This window comes from Streptomyces sp. NPDC007088 (assembly GCF_042869355.1).
Lineage (GTDB): Bacteria > Actinomycetota > Actinomycetes > Streptomycetales > Streptomycetaceae > Streptomyces.
On the sequence record NZ_JBIAFO010000004.1, the window covers coordinates 156,393 to 176,587 of the forward strand.

The 20,195-nt window shown below is 72.4% G+C and carries 12 protein-coding genes; 8 read left to right on the top strand and 4 right to left on the bottom strand.

The window, feature by feature from the left end:
• Positions 1-118 precede the first annotated feature (118 nt).
• Together asnB and ACFYMP_RS08615 are read right to left on the bottom strand one after the other, a co-directional pair.
• Entirely contained in the window at positions 119-1,981 is a 1,863-nt protein-coding gene (asnB, locus tag ACFYMP_RS08610; RefSeq protein ID WP_388852674.1) for an asparagine synthase (glutamine-hydrolyzing), read from the bottom strand.
• Between the two features lie 604 nt (positions 1,982-2,585).
• Positions 2,586-3,509, bottom strand: a complete 924-nt coding sequence (locus tag ACFYMP_RS08615) for a LysR family transcriptional regulator (RefSeq protein ID WP_388852677.1) — start codon at positions 3,507-3,509, stop codon at positions 2,586-2,588.
• Between the two features lie 99 nt (positions 3,510-3,608).
• On the opposite strand from ACFYMP_RS08615, the gene ACFYMP_RS08620 reads away from it, so the two are divergent.
• Positions 3,609-4,901: an MFS transporter gene (locus ACFYMP_RS08620; protein ID WP_388852680.1), complete on the top strand. Its 1,293-nt coding sequence runs from the start codon at positions 3,609-3,611 to the stop codon at positions 4,899-4,901.
• Positions 4,902-5,047: 146 nt separating this feature from the next.
• Here ACFYMP_RS08620 and ACFYMP_RS08625 read toward each other — a convergent pair whose 3' ends face one another.
• Together ACFYMP_RS08625 and ACFYMP_RS08630 are read right to left on the bottom strand one after the other, a co-directional pair.
• On the bottom strand, positions 5,048-5,686 hold the full coding sequence (locus tag ACFYMP_RS08625) for a TetR-like C-terminal domain-containing protein (protein ID WP_388852683.1): 639 nt from the start codon (positions 5,684-5,686) through the stop codon (positions 5,048-5,050).
• A 107-nt stretch (positions 5,687-5,793) separates the two neighbouring features.
• Positions 5,794-6,537 carry an SDR family oxidoreductase gene (locus ACFYMP_RS08630; protein WP_388852687.1) on the bottom strand — a complete coding sequence of 248 codons (744 nt, stop codon included), beginning with the start codon at positions 6,535-6,537 and terminating at the stop codon, positions 5,794-5,796.
• A 713-nt stretch (positions 6,538-7,250) separates the two neighbouring features.
• On the opposite strand from ACFYMP_RS08630, the gene ACFYMP_RS08635 reads away from it, so the two are divergent.
• The 7 genes from ACFYMP_RS08635 to ACFYMP_RS08665 all read left to right on the top strand — a co-directional run bounded on the left by ACFYMP_RS08635 (position 7,251) and on the right by ACFYMP_RS08665 (position 20,175).
• Positions 7,251-11,315: a discoidin domain-containing protein gene (locus ACFYMP_RS08635; RefSeq protein WP_388852690.1), complete on the top strand. Its 4,065-nt coding sequence runs from the start codon at positions 7,251-7,253 to the stop codon at positions 11,313-11,315.
• 327 nt (positions 11,316-11,642) lie between these two features.
• Positions 11,643-13,787 carry a glycoside hydrolase family 27 protein gene (locus ACFYMP_RS08640; RefSeq protein ID WP_388852693.1) on the top strand — a complete coding sequence of 715 codons (2,145 nt, stop codon included), beginning with the start codon at positions 11,643-11,645 and terminating at the stop codon, positions 13,785-13,787.
• A gap of 284 nt (positions 13,788-14,071) precedes the next feature.
• Positions 14,072-15,364: an ABC transporter substrate-binding protein gene (locus ACFYMP_RS08645; protein WP_388852696.1), complete on the top strand. Its 1,293-nt coding sequence runs from the start codon at positions 14,072-14,074 to the stop codon at positions 15,362-15,364.
• 1 nt (position 15,365) lies between these two features.
• Complete coding sequence (locus tag ACFYMP_RS08650; RefSeq protein ID WP_388852699.1) at positions 15,366-16,304, top strand: carbohydrate ABC transporter permease; 939 nt, start codon at positions 15,366-15,368, stop codon at positions 16,302-16,304.
• On the top strand, positions 16,301-17,170 hold the full coding sequence (locus ACFYMP_RS08655) for a carbohydrate ABC transporter permease (protein ID WP_388852701.1): 870 nt from the start codon (positions 16,301-16,303) through the stop codon (positions 17,168-17,170). The genes ACFYMP_RS08650 and ACFYMP_RS08655 overlap by 4 nt, the downstream gene beginning before the upstream one ends.
• A gap of 74 nt (positions 17,171-17,244) precedes the next feature.
• Positions 17,245-19,350: an alpha-galactosidase gene (locus ACFYMP_RS08660; protein WP_388853287.1), complete on the top strand. Its 2,106-nt coding sequence runs from the start codon at positions 17,245-17,247 to the stop codon at positions 19,348-19,350.
• Between the two features lie 66 nt (positions 19,351-19,416).
• Positions 19,417-20,175, top strand: coding sequence for an SDR family NAD(P)-dependent oxidoreductase (locus ACFYMP_RS08665; protein ID WP_388852704.1), 759 nt, complete (start codon positions 19,417-19,419; stop codon positions 20,173-20,175).
• The last annotated feature ends 20 nt before the right edge of the window (positions 20,176-20,195 follow it).

Here is a 20,195-nt window from a genome sequence, read left to right on the forward strand (position 1 = left end):
GGAGGACAGGGAGAATGGGAGGGTGGACAAGCCGCACTTCCGGTTCGTTGCGTTGATGTGCCCGGCGAGTGGTGCCGGTGGGGGTGTGCCGGCCGGGCCGTGGGCCCGGCGGAGGTCGTCAGATCGCGAGCTTCGGCGTGTACTGCCGTAGCCACGAGGCGAAGTTCAGGAGGACCTCGCCCTCGAAGTTGCTGACGAGCCCGTGCGATCTGGCCGAGTCGGTCACCCGGCCCGGCGCGAGGACGTGCTCGGCGAAGATGTCCCCGAGCCCGTCGGGCGGGTCGGCGAGGACCTCCGTGACCTGCTCCTCAAGCTTGCGGGAGTAGTCGGGATCGGGCGTGGTCGGGTAGGGCGACTTCTTCCGCTCCAGCACGTCCACCGGGAGCAGACCGGCGGCGGCGTCGCGCAGGACGCCCTTCTCCCGGCCCCCCGCGTTGTGGATGTGCTGCGAGAGCGTCACCAGATGCTGCACGACGCGGTGGTCGCAGAACGGGACCCGCACCTCCAGGGCTCCCGCCATGCTGAGGCGGTCGTTGCGGTCCAGCAGCGTCGGCAGGAAACGGGTGATGGCGAGGTGGATGATCTCGCGGTGCCGCCGCTCCGGCCGGCTCAGGCCCGGTGCGAAGGTCAGTTCCGCCAGTGCCGTCGTGTACTCGTCCCGCAGATACTCCTCGACGCGCAACTCCTTCACGAGTTCGGGGGAGATCGTGCTCAGGACGCGCTGGTGCAGGTAGCCGTGCGCGGGGCTGTCCGCGATCCACGGGAAGGTGTCCGCCCAGACCGCGCGCGGATCGTGAAACCAGAGGTAGCCGCCGAGGATCTCGTCCGCCGCCTCGCCGGACAGGGCGACCGTGGCGTGCTCGCGGATCGCGCGGCACAGCAGGAGCAGGCTCGCGTCGAGGTCCCCGAAACCCGTCGGCAGGTCACGCGCGCGCACCGTGGCGTCCCGCACGGCGCCGCTCGCCAGCAGACCGCTGTCCAGCACGATGTTGGAGTGCCGCGAGCCGATCCAGTCCGCGGCCTCGCGGGCGTACCGCCGGTCCAGCGCGGAGCGCGAGTCGGCCGACCCGGCGGCGTCCGTGAAGTCCACGGAGAACGAACTCACCCGGCCGGCCCGGCCCGGCAGAGCGGCCGCGATCGCTGTGACGACCGAGGAGTCCAGCCCACCCGAGAGGAAGGTGCCCACCGGCACGTCCGCGACGGTCTGCCGGGCGACGGTGTCGTCCAGCAGTGAGCGCAACTCCTCGACCGCGCTGCCGAGGTCGTTCGCCTCGGCCTCGCGTCCCACGAAGTCCGCGAGTTTCCAGTACGTGGTCGTGCGCACCCCGCGCCGGGAGAACTCCAGCACCTGTCCGGGCAGCACCTCGCAGATGCCTCGATAGGGGTTGGTGCCCGGGAACTTCAGCATGGGCAGTAGCAACTGCCGCAGACCTGCCTCGTCGACCGCCGCCACCACGTCCGGATGCGCGAGGATGGACTTCACCTCGGACCCGAAGACGAGACGGTCGCCCTCCTGGTGGTAGTGGAGTGGTTTCACGCCGAGGTGGTCGCGCACGAGCCACAAGGTCTCCTCGCTCTCGTCCCACACCGCGAAGGCGAAGATCCCGTTGAAGTGCTCGACGGCGCGCACACCCCACTCCACCCAGGCGGCGAGAACCACTTCGGTATCGCTCGACGTGCGGAACCTGTGGCCCCGTCCGGCCAGCTCACGGCGTAACTCGCGGTAGTTGTACAGCTCACCGTTGTAGGAGAGCACGGTGCGGGCCTCGGCGCCCGGAGTGGAGGGATGCAGCATCGGCTGCTCCCCGTTCTCGATGTCGATCACCGAGAGCCGACGGTGGGCGAGCACGGCGTACCGCGAGAGCCAGACACCCGATCCGTCCGGGCCCCGGTGCTCGTGCTCGGCGTTCATCTTCTCCGCGATGGCGGGCGCGTCCGGGCCCAGACCGGTTAAATCAATCCAGCCGACTATTCCGCACACGAGAAATTCTCCCGTTCCTGATGTTCTCTGACCTGCTGCGATCCGGGGGGATCCGCCATGGGGGCGCGACGGCGGGCGGGCGCCGTTGCCCGGAGGCCGTCGTGTCGGTCGCCGCGCCCCGGGCCGGCGGGAAGATGCCTCGGCTACGCGGAAGGGCGTAGGGGGGACGTGGAGCGAGGACAGGGCTCCGAGCGGACAACGGGACACTCCGCGCGGCGCCGAGGGCGCGTGCGAGAGTGAGTGGTGTCGTTCACCATGGTGACTCCGGAGGCGTCAGGGCCGACGGCGGCGCGAGAGGACGCGGCATGCCGGCAGGGGTCGGGACCGAACCGTGTGGCAGGTGTTCAGGACCGACAACAGAAGCCTGTGACCACGCCACAACGCACGCCGGAGGGCGCGACAGGTGTGGGGGTCGGAGTGCTCATGCTTGGATGATTGCGGGGCGCCACGGGCGTGCGCAAGGCGTCTCAGCAACCTTCCCAGTATGCGAGACGGCGCTGATCCGGGCGCCTGATGGGCCATCAAGTCCGTTGTTTTATCGGGGTGTTGCGATGTCTTGCCGGGGTGTTGCCCGACGTGTCCTCAGGTGAACGCGCGGGACGGATCACGCGGGAAGTGGTGCGGTCGCCTTTGGGCGGGTGAACTCCTGGTGCAGGAGCCGTGCGAGCGCGGTCAGCTGCGGGTAGGCGCGGTCGGTGCGCCAGATCAGGCCGAGCTGGGACGGTTCGTCGAGCCCCTCGACGGGGAGGTAGCGCACGTCGCCGCGCGTGGCCCGTTCGGCCAGTGGCCGGCACACCAGCATGCCGTGCTCGCCGGAGGCCACGAGCGCCAGTCCCTCCTGGGCGGTCGTGATGCCCGTGGTCGAGCGGATCGGAGTGCCCGCGGGGGTGGAGCGGGGCACGCGGGCGGCCTTCCAGTAGTCGGGGGCGTCACCGACGGGGTGCAGGAGATCCAGGGTCGCGAGGTGCTCCACGTGGACGCGTTCGGCGCCCGAGAGCGGGTGGGAGGTGGCGAGGGCGAGCAGCCGGTCCTGTGGGGGAAAGCGGAAGCCGATGGTCAAGGCGGCCTCGTTGACCGGGAGTTCGACCACCGCGGCATCGAGCCGGCCGTCCAGCACGGCGGAGAAGGGGGAGCCCAGCGGAATCTCGCTCAGCGCCATGGTCACCTCGTGGTGGGCGCGCAGCCGGCGGAACGCCTCGGTGACCTCCTCGTAGACGCTGCCGTGGAAACCGATGCGCAGCTGGCGCAGGCTGCCGCTGCCGGCCCGCGCGCGAGCCCGGACGATCACGGAGGTGAACGCCTCGTGGGCCGGGCGCACTTCCTCGACGAACTGAGCGCCGAACCGGCTGAGCGCCACGCTGCGGCTGGTGCGGTCGACCAGCCTGACCCCCACGCGGCGTTCGAGTGCGGCGACGAGCTGGCTGACGCGGCTCTGGGAGTAGCCCAGGCGGGTGGCGGTGCGGCCGAAGTGCAACTCCTCGGCCAGCACGAGCAGGCACTCGATCTCCTGGATGTGGACCTGATTCATCGTGTCCCTTCCCCGTGCGCGGCATCGATTACTCTAGCTCATCGACCCTTGAGAAGACGGCTGTTGATCCCGCCGGGGCCGCACTGCTTTGTTGGTGTCATGGATTCGCACGCACCGGTTCGCAACACCGGCCCCGACCCGGCACGCACCACCCCCCGGCAGTGGGCGGCGGTCGCGGTGGTGGCCTTGAGCACGTTCGTGGTCGTGACCTCGGAGATGCTGCCCGTGGGCGTGCTGACCCCGATGGCCGAGGGGCTCCAGATCAGCGCGGGAACGGCCGGCTCCAGCCTGACCGTCACCGGACTGGTCACCGCGGTCGCCGCCCCGGCGGTGCCCCGCCTGCTCGGCGGGGTCGACCGGCGCCTCGTCCTGGCCGTCGCGATGGTGGTGCTGGCCGCGGGTAACGCGCTGAGCGCGGTCGCGCACGGCTTCGGGCTCCTGGTGGTCTCGCGCGTCGTCCTCGGCCTCGGGATGGGCGCCGTCTGGGGCCTCGCGGCCGCGGTCGCGACCCGGCTCGTGGCACCCCGCAACGTGGCCCTCGCCGTGTCCGTCGCCGTCAGCGGGGTCGCGGTGGCCTCCGTGCTCGGCGTCCCCCTCGGCACGCTCGTCAGCGACGCCTTCGGCTGGCGTGCCGCGTTCACCGCGCTGTCCGTGGCCGCCCTGCTCCTCGCCGCCGCTCTCGCGTTCGCGCTGCCCCGTCTGCCCCGTCCCGCGCCCTCGGCCCCGGACAGCGCGCCGGGCCGCCGGACCGCCTTGTTCAGCGGGCCGGTGACGGTCGGTCTGGTGCTGGTCGTCTTCCTCGTCACCGCGCACTTCGCCGCCTACACCTACGTACGGCCCCTTCTCGAAGAGCGCACCGGTATGTCAGGGGGCGCGGTCGCCCTGGTGCTGCTGGTCTACGGCGTCTTCGGGCTGGCCGGCAACTTCGCGGCCGGCGCCCTCGCCGCGCGCCGCGCCCGCGCGACGGTCCTCGGCCTGACGGTGGGCATCGGTGTGGCGATCGCGCTGCTCGCGCTCTTCGGCGCCTTCGCCGGTCCCACCGGCGCGAGTGTCGCCCTGTGGGGCCTCGCCTACGGCGGGCTGTCGGTGGCCGGCCAGATCTGGATGACGCAGGCCGCCCCGCACCACGTCGAGCGCGTGACCGGGCTGTACGTCGGTGTCTTCACCGCGGCGATCGCCCTGGGCGCCTTCTTCGGCGGCGTCGTCGTGGAGCGGGCCGGTATGACCTCCCTGCTGTGGAGCGCCACCGCACTGGTGGCCGTGGCCCTGGCCGTCGGACTGCTCGGCCCCCACCTGGCCCCCAGGCCCGGACGGACCGTCAAAGCGGCCGCCGCGACCGGAGGCGCGCGGGAGAACGTCGCGGGTGCGCGGACCGGCGACCCCACCCCCTGAGGGGCGCGCCGCGAGCCGGGGCGCCACGAGAACGGGCGCCCCTCTCGTGGCCGGCCCCGGCCCGGTGACGCTCGTCCGTGACGCACGCGGGCCCGCGACGAGCCCCGGAGAGGGACTTCGCTGCCCGTGCGGCCGGGGAGAGCCGGTCACCCGAGGCGGGGCCTCTCAGGAGCCGGTACGACGCCCTCGAACAAGTTGCCCACCAGCGCGTCCACGAAGGCTTCGTCCACGGGCTCGTCAGGGATGAGGAGACGGTGGTAGACGGCGCCCCAGAGCTGGTCCACGAGCACCCCCACATCGACGCCCGGCCGGATCCGGCCGGTCTCCTGCGCGCGCAGGAAGCGCTCGGTGGCGAGCTGTCGGCGCCCCGAGGAGTAGAGGCGACGGTACTCGGCGGCGAGGTCGGGATCGGTCTGGGAGCGGCCGATGAGTTCGGTCAGCAGCCGCCCGGCGGGCGTCCTCGTCATCAGCCGTACGAAGTGGTGCAGCTGGGTGGTGACGTCGGCGCGCAGGTCGCCCGTGTCGGGAAAGGCGAGGGTGTCCTCGACGGCGTGGAAGTAGCCGTCGAGCGCGAGGGCGCCGACGGAGGGCCACCACTTGTGGAGCGTGGTCCGGCTCACGCCCGACTCGCGGGCGACGCGCTCGAAGGTGAGGGCGGCGAGCCCGTCGCCGAGCAGCAGGGCACCGACGGCGCGCAGCACGTCGGCGCGCACCTCGTGCGCGGGCCGGCGCCCGCGGCCCCGGCGCTGGGAACCGATGCCGGGACGGGTGGGCGGGGTGGACATCTCGGGGCCTCCTTCGTTCGTGAGCGCGCCGACGCGGAAGGCGCTGATCCCGGCGGGCGGTCGCGGACCGGCCACGGCGCGAGACCCCGCGTGCGGGACGTGCGGGCTCAGGCGAGCCCGCCGTTGGTGAAGATGACCTGGCCGTTGACCCAGCGGGCGGGCCCGGCGAGGAAGGCGACGGTCTCGGCGATGTCCTCGGGGGTGCCGAGCCGTTCGAGCGGGACCGCCTTGGCCAGGTTGTCGACGGTCTGTTCGTCCTTGCCGTTCAGGAAGAGCGGCGTCGCGGTGGGGCCGGGCGCCACCGCGTTGACGGTGATGTCCCTGCCGCGCAGCTCGCGCGCCAGGATCAGCGACATGGCCTCCACGGCCGCCTTGCTCGCCGCGTAGCCGGCGTACGAGGGGAACTTCGCGCGGGTGACCGAGGTGGAGAAGTTGATGAGCGCGCCACCCGGGCGCAGCCGCCTGGCGGCCTGCTGGGAGACGACGAAGGTGCCGCGGATGTTGGTGCGGTGCATCCGGTCGAGGTCGTCCAGGTCGAGGTCGGCGACGGGGGAGAGCAGCATGACGCCGGCCGTGTTCACCACGACGTCGATACCGCCGAACGCGGCCTCCGTCCGGTCGAACGCGGCCCGCATGGCCTCCTCGTCCGCGACGTCACCGCCGACGGCGAGCGCGGAGTGGCCCGACGCCTCGACCTTCTTCACCAGGGCGTCCGCCTTGGCCTGGTTGCCCGCGTAGTGCACGGCGACCGCGTAGCCGTCGGTGACGAGCCGCTCGACGACGGCCTGGCCGATACCGCCGGAGCCGCCGGTCACGAGGGCGACCCGGGGCGAGGGGGTGGTGGTGCTCATGGGAGTCCTCCGTGGGGCGTAAGGATGTGGACGCGTTGTTCATATAAGCAAGAAGTGGACGGGTTGTCCATATGAGGTGCCGGTCTGCTCTGCGGACCTCTCGGTCGAGAACGCCGTCGACAGCCCCTTCGGGCCGCTCGTCTGCGCCGCCTCACCGGCCGCCGTGCCCTGAGCGACGAGCGCGCCCGCTCTCTGGCCGGTCCCGGCATGGCCGGTGGGCCCTTCGCCTCCCGCGTGGCGGGCCTCCACCCGGTCGCCGCCCGGCCGTCGCCGCCGCGCGCCTTCTCCGGCCGCGACATGACCGAGCGGGCGACCGCCGAGTACGAGCGCCACGTCGCTCCTCGGGAAGCCCGGTGCCCGGTGCCCGGTGTCCGAGGCCGCTCGCGGGCGCCCAGAGTCCGCGCCGGGTTCGCCGCCTTGGCCGGGGCGAGGCCCTGCCGGCGCTCTTTTCGCCCCCGGCGTACGGGGCTCACCGTCCGGACGAGCCTCCCCGGGGCGGCTCGCGCCGCCCGCCCCTGTCCGCTCACAAGACCCTCGCACGTCTCTTGACAGGCGTCACAGGTGACGCAGAGGCTATGGCAACGTTGTCAAAGCGCGGAATGTGACCGTCAGTTGCGCTGGCAACGTTGTCAAGTGCCGCCACCGTCCCGTCCGTCCCGTCGCCCGCACCGGCGTCAGGCCGTCCGGGGCGCTGCCCGAGGGATACCCACCGCATGTCCGAGCAGCCGTCCACCGCCCTCTCCCTGTCCCGTCCGACCCGGCGCGGAGTCGTCGTCGCCGGAGCGACGCTCCTCGCCGGATTCGGCCTCGACGCCCTCACCCCCGCCGCCGCCCACGCCCAGGGGGGCGCCGAAAAGGCCCGCGAACTCGCCCTGCACCGGCCCGTCCGCGTCTCCTCGACCGACTACGCGCCGACGCCGGGCTCCTTCGCCGTGGACGGTCTGGACGTGCCAGGACCCCGGGGCAGCGGCTGGCGCGCCGCGGCCGGGGACCCGCAGTGGATCAGCGTCGATCTCCAGGCCCGGTGCCGCGTCAGCCGGGTCGGGCTCGTGTTCGAGGCCGCCGCCGGGGACCCCGTCTTCACGCCGCCCACGACGGGCAACCCGCGCTCGGGCACCACGGGCAAGGAGAACCTCTCCAGCTACGCCACCGCCTTCGACCTGGAGGTCTCGACCGACGGCAGGACGTGGCAGCGCGTGCACCGTACGACCGACGGCAAGGGCGGCCGCACCGAGATCACGCTCTCCCGCCCCGTCAGCTGCCGCTGGGTGCGGCTCACCTCCCGCAAGCGCTCCGGGCCGCTGCCGCTCGGCCTCAACGGCTTCGCCGTCTACGGCGAGGAGCCCGGCCACCGCCCCGCCGCCACCGGCTGGACCGACTGGGGCACCCACCACCACGCCGCCCCCGCGCTCGCCCTCGCCGACGACGGGACGGTACCGCTGGAGTCCGGCTGGGTCTTGACGATGGACGACCGGGTCGAGGGCGGTGGCGCCGCGCTCTCCCGCGCCACCGTCGACACGAGCGACTGGCTGCCCGCGCTCGTCCCCGGCACCGTGCTCGGCGCCCTCGTCGAGCAGGGCAAGCTGCCCGACCCCGTGTCCGGCCTCAACAACCTGCGCGTCCCCGAGGCGCTCTCCCGTCACACGTGGTGGTACAAACGGGATTTCACCACCCCGCGTGGCCTGCGTACCGGGCGCGGGCGCCGCGTGTGGCTGGAGTTCGACGGGGTCAACCACGCCGCCGAGGTGTGGCTCAACGGCCACCGGGCGGGAGAGCTGAGCCACCCGTTCGCGCGTGCCGCGCTCGACGTCACCGACCTGCTCGCCGCGCGCGACGAGAACGCTCTCGCCGTCCGCGTCAGCCCCATGCCGGTGCCCGGCAGCCCCGGCGACAAGGGCCCGGCGGGGGAGTCGTGGGTGGACGCGGGCGCGGAGCAGATGAACAAGAACTCGCCCACCTACCTCGCCTCCTCCGGCTGGGACTGGATGCCCGCCGTCCGCGACCGCGGCGCGGGGATCTGGAACCACGTACGGCTGCGCGCCACCGGGCAGGTCGTCCTCGGTGACCCGCGCGTGGACACCGTGCTGCCGAAGCTGCCGGACACCGCCGTCGCGGAGGTCAGCGTCGTCGTCCCCGTGCGCAACGCGGACACCCGCGACCACACCGTCCGCGTCGAGGCCGCCTTCGAGGGCGTCAAGGTCGCCAGAAGCGTGACCGTCCGCGCCGGCGAGGAGACGGAGGCGGTGCTCGCGCCGGACGCCTTCGCCGCGCTGCGTCTGCGCCGCCCGAAGCTGTGGTGGCCCAACGGCCTCGGTGAGCCGCACCTCTACGACCTGCGGCTCACCGCGACCGTGGACGGCACCGAGAGCGACCGCCGTACGACCCGTTTCGGCATCCGGCAGTTCGGCTACGCCTACGAGGTGCCGCTGCCCTTCGGCGCCGCCGAGGACGCCGCCGTCCAGTCCGTGGACCTCGGCCGCCGCAAAGCCCGCTACATACGGCTCGACTGCGCGGAGCGGGCCTCGGACTGGGGCTTCTCGCTGTGGACGCTCTCCGTCCTCGACGGCGAGCGCCCCGGCACCGACCTCGCCCTGCACGCCGAGGCGACCGCCTCCTCCACCGACGGGCCCGGGGGCGCCGCCACGCACGCCACCGACGGCGACCCCGCGACCCGCTGGTCCTCGGCGTACGAGGACGGGCAGTGGCTGCGCGTCGACCTCGGCGCCGAGCAGGACTTCGACCGCGTCGACCTCACGTGGGAACGCGCCTACGCCCGCACCTTCGTCGTGCAGGTCTCCTCGGACGGCGAGACGTGGACCGACGCGGCGAGCGTCGACAACTCGGCTCTGCCGCTGCCCTTCGGCAACGCCGACGCGAGCCTGCGTGTCACCGAGTTCCCCGAGGTCACCGCCCGCTGGGTGCGGCTGGCCTGCGGGAAGCGGGCGACGAGCTGGGGCACCTCGCTGTGGTCGCTCAGCGTGCCGCGCGACGGGAAGGACCTCGCGCGCCAGGCCACCGTCTCGGCGTCGAGCGAGGAGTCCGACCACCCGGCGGCGCACGCCACCGACGGCCGCGACGACACCCGCTGGTCGTCCGCGGCACAGGACGACCAGTGGATCGCCCTCGACCTCGGCGAGGCCCGCACCCTCGACCGCGTCGCGGCGCTGTGGGAACGCGCCTACCCGAAGACGTACACGGTGCAGGTCTCCGACGACGGCCGTACGTGGCGGGACGTCGCGAGCGTCGACAACACCCCGAAGCCGCTGCGGATCAGCGTCAACGGCGTGCCCGTCCTCGCGCGCGGCGGGAACTGGGGCTGGGACGAGCTTCTGCGCCGTATGCCCGAGGAACGCCTGGACGCGGCCGTGCGCATGCACCGCGACATGAACTTCACCATGATCCGCAACTGGGTGGGCAGTTGCGACCGCGAGGAGTTCTTCGCCACATGCGACAAGTACGGCATCCTCGTGTGGAACGACTTCCCCAACGCGTGGGGCATGGACGCCCCGGACCACGAGGTCTTCGTCGCCCAGGCCCGGGACACCGTCCTGCGCTACCGCGTCCACCCGAGCGTCGTCGTGTGGTGCGGCGCCAACGAGGGCGACCCGCCCGCCGCGATCGACCGGGGCATGCGCGAGGCCGTCCAGGAGCTCGCGCCCGGACTGCTCTACCAGAACAACTCGGCGGGCGGCATCATCACCGGCGGCGGCCCCTACGGCTACGTCGAGCCGGAGCGCTACTTCCGCGCCGACACGTACGGCAGCGGCTCCTTCGGCTTCCACACCGAGATCGGCATGCCCGTCGTCTCCACCGCCGAGAGCCTGCGCGCCATGACCGGCGACGAGCCGGAGTGGCCCATCGGCGGCGCCTGGTACCACCACGACTGGAGCGAGAACGGCAACCAGGCCCCTCAGCACTACAAGGCGGCGATCGAGCGGCGCCTCGGCACCGCGCGCGACCTCGACGACTTCGCCCGCAAGGCCCAGTTCGTCAACTACGACAACGCGCGCGCGATGTTCGAGGCGTGGAACGCCCACCTGTGGGACGACGCCACCGGCCTCATGCTGTGGATGTCCCACCCGGCGTGGCACAGCACCGTGTGGCAGACCTATGACTACGACTTCGACGTCAACGGCACCTACTACGGCGCCCGTTCCGCCTGCGAACCGCTCCACGTCCAGGCCGACCCGGAGAAGTGGGAGGTCCTCGCGCTCAACCACACCGGTGAGCGCCTGAAGGACGTACGGGTCGAGGCGCGGCTGTACGACCTCGACGGCAGGCAGCTCGGCCGGGCCCGCTCCACCCGCCTCGACCTGCCGGCCGCCACGCGCACCCGCGCCTTCACGAGCGAGTTCACCGCCGCTCTGCCCGCCCTGCACCTGCTGCGGCTCACCCTCAGCACCTCCGGCGGCCGTCTCCTGTCCGAGAACACCTACTGGCGCCACCGCACCCCGGAGGCGATGCGCGCCCTCGGCACCCTCCCCGACGCCCGGCTCAGCCTCACCACCGCCGGCCGCACGCGGACGGGCGACCGCGAGGAGGTGCGGGTGCGCGTCGGCAACCGGGGCCGCTCGGTGGCCGCGATGACCCGCCTGTCGCTGCGCGAGGCCCGGGGCGGCGACCGCGTCCTGCCCACTCTCTACAGCGACAACTACCTGTGGCTCCTGCCGGGAGAGAGCCGCACCGTCACCCTCTCCTGGCCCCGCCGGACCACCTCCGCCCGCCTCAGCGTCCACGCCGAGCCCTTCAACGGCCACCCGTCCACCACGACCGCCTGACGCCTCACCGACGACCGGGCCGGGACCGCCGTACGCGGTCCCGGCCCGGTCGCGTGCGGGAGGGCGCGCACCGTCGTGGACCGACGCGGAGCCGGGACCGACGGGTGGCAGCGGGGGAAAACCGCCGGACGGGGGACGGCGCAGCTGCTCTGATGCCGCCCACCGGTCAACTCCCGCCTTTTCATGATCCGTCCGCCCCGGGGGCGCGCCGCCAACTTCGGCGCCCTGAACGGCCATCGCTCATTTTTTAGTTTATTAGTAAGAATCGTTGACAGTGTCTCCCGGCGCCCGCACTGTCTTGGGCAGCCAACTCGTCAGGAGACTTCAGTGACACCCTCACGTGCCACAGCGGCGTCCGCCGCTCTGCTCGCCGCGGCGCTCATCGGGGCCCTCACGCCGACCGCGCAGGCCGCCGCCCCCGCCGGCCCGTCAGCCTTCTCCCCGGCCGCGCGAGGCCCTCAGGCGCCCACCCCCTACATGGGCTGGAACACGTACTTCGGGCTCGGCGCGCCCACCGAGAAAGAGGTGAAGAGCGTCGCCGACCACCTCCTCTCCAGCGGTCTCGCCAAGAGCGGGTACGACATCGTCTGGCTCGACGGCGGTTGGCAGGCCGACGAGCCGCGTGACGCCTCGGGCCGGCTCGTCGCACATCCGGAACGCTTCCCCTCCGGCATCCCCTCCCTCGTCAGCTACCTGCACGCGCGCGGGCTCAAGGCCGGGATCTACACCGACGCGGGGACCTACGACGGCGGCAAGTCCTGCGGGCTCGGCAGCAGGGGGCACTACCAGCAGGACGCCCAGCAGTTCGCGGACTGGAAGTTCGACGCGGTCAAGGTCGACTTCCTGTGCGGCATCACGGAGAAGGCGGATCCGGAGCCCGCCTTCCGCGAGTTCAGCGCGGCGGTGGCGAGGACCGGCCGGCCCATGCTGGTCAATCTCTGCAACCCGCTCACGGACGACTGGGGCATCCCGCACACCCCGGCCCAGGACGCCCACAACGCCTACACCTACGGCCCGACGACCGCCGACTCCTGGCGGACCGGGACCGACGTCGCCTTCGGTGAGCCCTCACCCGGTCAGTGGCCCAACGTCCTGCGCAACATGGACGGCAACGCCTGGCACCCGGAGGCGCAGAGCCCCGGCCACTACAACGACCCCGACTACCTGATCCCCATGCGGCCGCTGGCGGACGGGACCCCCGAGCTGACCCGTGAGGAGTCGACGACGCAGTTCGTGATGTGGGCGGAGATGGCGTCCCCCCTCGTCATCGGCTCCGATCCGCGCACCCTGTCACAGGAGATGACGCGGACCCTGCGCAACCCGGAGATCATCGCGGTGGACCAGGACCCGATGGCCGTCCAGGGCGTGCGGGTCGCCTCCGACGCGACCGGCGACGTGTACAGCAAGGTACTCGAAGGCTCGGGGCGCCGGGCCGTCGTCCTGCTCAACCGCTCGGACAAGGCGGCCGAGCGCACCGTGTCCTTCGCGGACGCCGGACTCGGCGGAGCGGTGCGGGTGCGCGACCTGCGGGCTCGCGAGAACCGGGGCACGCGGCACGGTTCGTACACCGTGCGGGTACCGGCGCACGGCACGGCCTTCCTGTCGCTCGCGGGTGAGGACGCCGCCCCCGGCGTCCCGCTCGGCGCCCGCTCCGAGGCCGACCCCTCCGTGGTGCGGGAGGCGAGCGGCCGGGTGAACGTCTTCGTGCGGGACGAGCGAGGGGCCCTGCGCCGGTTCAGCGGCCCGGACGCGGCGCGGACGGCCGGACGCGGCACCTCCCTGGGCGGCCCCGTCGGCGGCCGCGTCGTCGGGCGGCCGGCGGTCACGGCCTCCGCGGGAGGCGGCCTCGACGTCGCCGTACGGGGCACGGACGGCTTCGCGTACCGCAGGAGCTTCGACGGGCACCGCTGGGGCGCCTGGTCCCGGGTCGCCGGCCGACGGCTCACCTCGGCCCCCGCCCTGACCGCCGCCGACGGGGAACGTGGGGCGCGGCTGTTCGGCCGGGGCACCGACGGGTCGCTCCTGACCAGGAGCGTGGACGGCGGCGCGTGGACCTCGCTCGGCACCCCGGCCGGCCTCGGCGTCCAGGACGACCCCTCGGCCGTCGTGGACTCCCGGGGAGTGACCCGTGTCGTGGTGCGCGCCACGGACGACTCGTTGTGGACCAGGACGCAGGGGGCCGACGGCCACTGGTCGCCGTGGTCCTCGCTCGGCGGCACGGTGAGCGGGAGCCCCGCGCTGGCGGTCAGCGGTGACACCGTCAAGCTCCTCGCGCGGGCCGGGGACTACACGGTCTGGCAGCGTTCGCTCACGACGGACGGTGCCGGACAGGACGCGTGGTCGGACTGGACCAGGCGCCCGGAGTTCGCGAGTGCCGCCCTCTCCGGTGCGCCCGGACTCGCCGTCGACGGCGGTGGCCTGGTGGCCGCCTTCCGCGGCGTGACCGGACAGGTGCGGCTCACCCGCCTCTGACCCTCCGCGGTTCCCCGGCGCCGGGACCTCCTGGGCGGCGGCGCCCCAGACGCGTGGGACGCCGCCGCCGTCACCGGGGCGGCCCGCCTCCTCGTGCACGTCCCCGAGGGCATCGATGAGCCGCAGATCCACCCCATGGAAAAAATAAAATACTAATTAATATTGACAGCGCGTCAGGCGCTTCGTCAGTCTGTACTCGCCGAGCGAAGCCCGTCCGTCAGGGATCAGCGACCCGGGCTTCGCCTCCTCCGGCCATATATCGCTGGCCCTCTAGGAGTTCACCCATGATCACCCCCGTACCGAGCCGCCGTGCCGTCCTCGCCGGCGCCAGCGCGATGGGCGCCACCGCGCTGCTGAGTGGCTGTGTCACCTCGGGTTCGACCAGCGGCGGCACCGCGAAGAAGGGCGGCGCGGTCACGCTCCAGTCGAACCTCTCCGCTCCCCAGGCCAAGGCCGCGATGCAGAAGGTCGTCGACGCCTTCGGCACGCGCGGCAAAGCCGGGGCCAGGCTCAACACCGTCGCCTCGGAGACCTTCCGCACGCAGCTCCCGACGTACCTCACCTCCGCCAACCCGCCGGACGTCCTCACGTGGTACCCCGGATCGGTGGCCGAGGCGTACGCGAGGAGGGACCTGCTGCTGGACCTCACCGACATCTGGTCCAAGCCCGAACTCTCCGGTTACAGCAAGGCGTTGCACAGCCTGTGCACCGCGGCCTCCGGCAAGAAGGTCTTCGTCCCCTCGACCTACTACTGGTGGGGCGTCTTCTACCGGAAGTCGAACTTCGCCAAGTGGGGCGTGCGGGAGCCGAAGACCTGGGACGAGTTCCTTAACCTGTGCGACAAGCTCAAGTCGAAGGGCGTCGCCCCCATCGGCCTGGGGGCCGGCGGCAACACGGCCTGGGTCGCCTCCTCGTGGTTCGACTACCTCAACATCCGGATCAACGGCGCCGAGTACCACCGGGCGCTGCTCGCGGGCGAGCACCGCTTCGACGACCCCGAGGTCCGCAAGGTCTTCGACCGCTGGGACGAGGCGCTGCCCTTCTTCGACAAGAACGGCACGGCGCTCCCCTTCCAGGACGCGACCACCGCGCTGCTCCAGGGACGTACCGGGATGATGCTCATCGGCACCTTCTTCGCGGACTCCACGCCCAAGGAACAGCTCGACGACATCGACTTCTTCCGCTTCCCGATGATCGACCCCAAGCTGCCGATGGTCGAAGAGGCCCCCACGGACGGGTACTTCGCGAGCGCGCGGACCGGACGTGCCGAGGAGACCAAGGAGTTGTTGCGCTACCTGGCCACGGCCGAGGCGCAGGAGATCTACCTCAAGAGCTCCTCCGGCACCTCCCTGCCCACCCACCCCGACGCCAAGGACAGCGGCACCCCGCTGGTGAAGAAGGGCCGTGCGCTGATCGAATCAGCCTCCGACCTCACGCAGTTCTTCAACCGCGACTCCAGCGACGCGCTCGCGCCCACGGCCGACACCGCGCTCCTGCACTACCTCTCCGAGCCGAAGAAGATCGGCTCCGTCCTCACCAGATGGCAGCGGGACGCGCAGAAGATCTGGAGCCAGTGATATGACGCTCCTGACCGCGCAGGCCCCGACGCGGGACACCGAGCGGCCCACCCGCACCCGTCGGCGCAAGGGGGCGACCCGGGTACCCCCGATGGTCCTCGCCTTCGTGTTCCTGCCGCTGCTCGCCGAGGCGTTCTGGGTCTTCTGGCCGGCTCTCCAGGGTTTCTACCTGTCCCTGACCAAGTGGGACGGCGTCTCGGCCCCGCAGTTCGTGGGGCTCGGCAACTACCGCGAGATGTTCGGCGACCCCGTCTTCGGTTCCGCCGTCCTGCACACGGTGCTGTGGCTCGTGCTCTTCGGCGGACTGTCCGCGCTCCTGGGCCTCGGCGCGGCGCTGCTGCTCCAGCAGGAGCGCCGCGGGGTCGGCTTCTACCGGGCCGCGCTCTTCCTGCCCGTCGTCTTCTCCCTGGTCGCCACGGCACTCGTATGGCAGGCCATGTACCAGCCCGACGGGCTGATCAACCACGTCCTGGACGGGATCGGGCTCCAGAGCCTCACCCGGTCCTGGCTCGCCGACGAGCAGACGGCGCTGTACGCGGTGATCCTGCCGGCCCTGTGGCGGCAGATCGGCTACGTGATGGTGCTCTACCTCGCCGGGCTCAAGGGGATCGACCCGGCGCTGTACGAGGCGGCGAAGGTCGACGGCGCCTCCCGCGTCCAGCAGTTCCGGCACATCACCCTCCCGCAACTGAGCAGTGTCAACGCGGTGGTCCTCTCCGTCATCGTCATCGACTCGCTGCGCTCCTTCGACGTGATGTGGGCCCTCACCCGAGGCGGCCCCTACCACTCCTCCGAACTACTGAGCACCTACATGTACTCGACCGCCTTCCAGTCGCTGCGGCTGGGCTACGGCTCCGCGCTCGCGGTGGCGATCTTCGTCCTGGCCTTCGGGGTCATCGCCTCCTATCTGGTGCGCGCCTTCCGGGAGGCCGACTCATGAGCACCCCCCGTACGACACGCGGCGCCGCGGGCGACCGGCTCCTGCGCCGCCGGGCCGCGACCGCCGGCTTCCACCTCAGCGCCGGACTGCTGTCCCTGCTGTGGCTCCTGCCCGTCATCCTGGTTCTCGTGACCGCGACCCGGTCCTTCGACGACATCGCCGCGCACGGCCTGGGCGGCCTGCCCCACTCCTTCACCCTCGACGGCTTCGGGCAGGCGTGGAGCGAGGGCGGCCAGCAACGGGCGCTGATCAACAGCCTGCTCGTGACGATCCCGACGCTCCTGCTGTCCCTCCTGCTCGCCTCCATGGCGGCCTTCGCCCTCAGCCGCTACGACGTGCCGGGGCGGCGCACGCTGCTCCTGCTGATGCTCGGCGGCAACCTGCTGCCGCCGCAGATCCTGCTGATCCCCGTGTCGAAGCTGAGCGAGATACTCGGTCTGTACGACACGCTGTACGCCCTGATCGGCGTCCAGGTCGGCTTCGGAGTGGGCTTCTACGTGTTCGTGCTGCACGGCTTCATGCGGGCCATCCCACCGGAGATCCAGCAGGCCGCGGTGATCGACGGCGCCGGTGCAGGACAGATCTACTGGCGCATCATCCTGCCCCTCGCCAAGCCCGCCCTGGCGGCGCTCAGCGCCCTGTCCTTCACGTGGATCTTCAACGACCTGCTGTGGGCGATCACCGTGCTGCGCACCGACTCCCACATGCCCATCACGGCCTCGCTGATCGGACTCCAGGGGGAATACGTCTCGATGTGGAACGTGATCGCCGCCGGTTCGGTCATCGCCGCGGCCCCGACGGTCATCGTCTTCCTGCGGTTCCAACGGCACTTCGTCGCCGGACTCAACCTTGGAGCGGTCAAGTGAGCACAGACGGGACGACGGGCGGCCCGCAGGGGACGGAGCCCGCCCGGACACCGGACACGGCCCCCGAGCGGTGGCTGCTGCGCACCGAGAACACCGTCTACGCGGTCGCCCTCGGTGGCGAAGGGGACGGGGACGGGCCCGGCTGCGGGCAGTGGCCCGAACTGTCGGCGTGGGGGCCGCGCGGTGCCGAGGAGGGCCCCTCGCCGCTGGACTGGTCGCGGCGCACCCACTTCCTCACCCCGGCGGACGCCGCTCCGGCGGAGTACATACCGCACGGTCTGCGGCCCTTCACCGGCGCCGACCTCGTCGTCGCGCGGCCGGACGGCGAGCGGGGAGTGTGGTGGCGCTTCGCCGGCGCCGAGCAGGACGGCGACCGCTCGCTCGCGCTCACCTTCCTCGACGAGCGGCTCGGCCTGCGGGTGGTGCTGCGCTACGAGAGCGTGCCGCTGACGGACGTACTGCTGCGCTGGACGGAGCTGAGCTGCACGGGCGCGGAACCGCTGCGGCTGGAGCGGCTGGACTCCGCGGCCGTGAACGTGCCCGTCGGCGACGCGGGAGCGCGGCTGACCTGCCTGAGCGGTCAGTGGTCGCAGGAGTTCACCCGCACGCGGACCGACCTGCGGCGGGGCCGGTTCGAGATCGGCAGCACGCAGGGGGTTCCCGGCCACGCCTACGCCCCCTGGCTCGCCGTCCAGGACGCCGCGCGGCCCGAGGAGGGCGACACCCCGACCTACGGGATCGCGCTCGCGTGGCCGGGGAACTGGCGTATCAGCGCCGACGCGGAACCCTCCGGCGCGGTGCGGGTGCGCGCGGGAAGGGTCCCGCACGAGGGCGCGGTCCTGCTCCGGCCGGGGCAGACGGTGACCACTCCCCGGCTGGCCTGCGCGTTCAGCGCCGAGGGGCTCGGCGGGCTGTCCCGCGTGTGGCACCGCTACGAGCGACACCTCTCGGGCGACCGCCTGCACCGCACCCGCAAGGTGCTCTACAACTCGTGGGAGGCCACCTCCTTCGCGGTGGACGCCGGCTCGCAGCTGGAACTGGCGCGCACGGCCGCCGACATGGGGGTGGAACTGTTCGTCGTGGACGACGGCTGGTTCCCCGGCAGGGACGACGACACCGGCGGGCTCGGCGACTGGTACCCCGACCCGGCCGCCTTCCCCGGCGGGTTCGACGCCTTCGTCGAGGACGTACGGGCGCTGGGCCTGGACTTCGGCCTGTGGGTCGAACCGGAGGCGGTGAGCCCCCGCTCCCGTCTGTACGCGGAACACCCCGAGTGGGTCTACCGAGTGGAGGGGCGCCCCTCCCGGCTCGTGCGCAACCAGCTGCTGCTCGACCTCGGCCGGGAGGACGTCCAGGAGTTCGTCCTCTCGACGCTGGACAGGCTGCTGGACGAGCACGCCGTCTCCTACCTGAAGTGGGACATGAACCGACCGCCGACCGAGCGCGGCCGGCCCGGAGTACGCCCGGACGAGGTCGATCTGGACGCCGAGCACGTCGCCGGGTACCTGCGCGTGCTGGACCACCTCAGGCAGCGCCACCCGCACGTCACCGTCGAGGGATGCGCGGGCGGCGGCGGCCGGATCGAGCACGCCACCCTGGCCCGGACGGACGTCGTCTGGCCCAGCGACAACACCGCCCCGATGGACCGGCTGGCCATCCAGTACGGCTACCTGCACGCGCACGCCCCGCACACCATGAGCGCGTGGGTGACCGACTCCCCGGGCCTCTTCGACCCGCGACCGCGCTCGCTCGACTTCCGTTTCGCCAGCGCCGTTTCCGGCGTCCTCGGAATCGGCGCGGACATCCGGCGGTGGCCGGCCGGGCGACGGGCCACCGCGGCGCGCTGGATCGCGCGGTACAAGGACGTACGGGAGCTGGTCCACCACGGCGAGGTCCATCTGCTGGGAACGCCCGGGGACCCCTCGTACGGAATTCAGCACACCGCACGCGACGGGGGACGGCTCGCGGTGGTGGCGTTCAGCACCGGGCCGCTGGACGGTGCGCCGCTGGTGCCCGGCCGGGCTGCGCGGCTGCGGCTGCGGGGCCTCGACCCCCTCGCGCGCTACCGCGACGAGAGCTCGGGCCAGGAGTACAGCGGCGCCTACCTCCGGCACACGGGGCTGCCCTTCGCCTGGAGCGCCGAGCACGACGCCGCACTCGTCGTCCTGGCCCGGTGCTGACCCCGCGCCCCGCCCCCCGGTCTCCGTCGCGCCCCGCGCGACCCGTCTCAAGGAGCAGATCCGTACATGAACAGCGCAGCCCGCTTCACCCGCAAGGTGGCCGTCGTCACCGGTGCCGCCTCCGGCATCGGCGCGGCGACGGCGCACCGGCTGGCGGACGAAGGAGCCGCCGTGGTGCTCGCCGACGTCTCGGAAGCGGCCGGTGAGCGCGTCGCGGCCGCGATCCGTGACGGTGGCGGGCGGGCGGTCTTCGTCCACGCCGACGTCGCCGAGGCGACGGACTGGGACCGGGTACTGGAAGCGGCGCACGGCTTCGGGCCGGTCGACGTCCTCGTCAGCAACGCCTACACCGTCGAGGTGCGGCCCGCGCACGAGATGGCGCTCACCTCGTGGGAGCGGCAGCTCTCCGTCAACCTCACGGGCGCCTTCCTCGGCGTCAAGGCGGCCCTGCCGGACCTGCTGGAGCGGCGTGGCGCGATCGTCCTGACCTCGTCGGTCCACGCCCACAAGGGCATCCCCGGGCACCCGGCCTACGCCGCGACGAAGGGCGGGCTGTTGTCGCTGGGCGGCCAGCTCGCCGTCGAGTACGGCCCCCGGGTCCGCGTCAACACCGTGCTGCCCGGTCCCGTCCTCACCGCCGCGTGGGACAGGGTGGCGGCCGAGGACCGGGAACGCAGCATCGCGGAGACGGCGGTGGGGCGCTTCGGCACTCCGCAGGAAGTGGCCGCGGCCGTCGCCTTCCTCGCGGCCGACGAGGCAGGCTTCATCACTGGTGCCAGTCTTCTGGTGGACGGCGGCTGGAGCGTCGCCAAGGCGTCCGCATGACGGAGCGCCGGCCCGGGACC

Excerpts from the sequence above, each read along its gene's own strand:
- ACFYMP_RS08630 (WP_388852687.1), bottom strand. The coding sequence starts at position 6,537 with ATGAGCACCACCACCCCCTCGCCCCGGGTCGCCCTCGTGACCGGCGGC.
- ACFYMP_RS08635 (WP_388852690.1), top strand. The coding sequence starts at position 7,251 with ATGTCCGAGCAGCCGTCCACCGCCCTCTCCCTGTCCCGTCCGACCCGG.
- ACFYMP_RS08625 (WP_388852683.1), bottom strand. The coding sequence starts at position 5,686 with ATGTCCACCCCGCCCACCCGTCCCGGCATCGGTTCCCAGCGCCGGGGC.
- ACFYMP_RS08620 (WP_388852680.1), top strand. The coding sequence starts at position 3,609 with ATGGATTCGCACGCACCGGTTCGCAACACCGGCCCCGACCCGGCACGC.
- ACFYMP_RS08645 (WP_388852696.1), top strand. The coding sequence starts at position 14,072 with ATGATCACCCCCGTACCGAGCCGCCGTGCCGTCCTCGCCGGCGCCAGC.
- ACFYMP_RS08665 (WP_388852704.1), top strand. The coding sequence starts at position 19,417 with ATGAACAGCGCAGCCCGCTTCACCCGCAAGGTGGCCGTCGTCACCGGT.
- ACFYMP_RS08615 (WP_388852677.1), bottom strand. The coding sequence starts at position 3,509 with ATGAATCAGGTCCACATCCAGGAGATCGAGTGCCTGCTCGTGCTGGCC.
- ACFYMP_RS08655 (WP_388852701.1), top strand. The coding sequence starts at position 16,301 with ATGAGCACCCCCCGTACGACACGCGGCGCCGCGGGCGACCGGCTCCTG.
- ACFYMP_RS08650 (WP_388852699.1), top strand. The coding sequence starts at position 15,366 with ATGACGCTCCTGACCGCGCAGGCCCCGACGCGGGACACCGAGCGGCCC.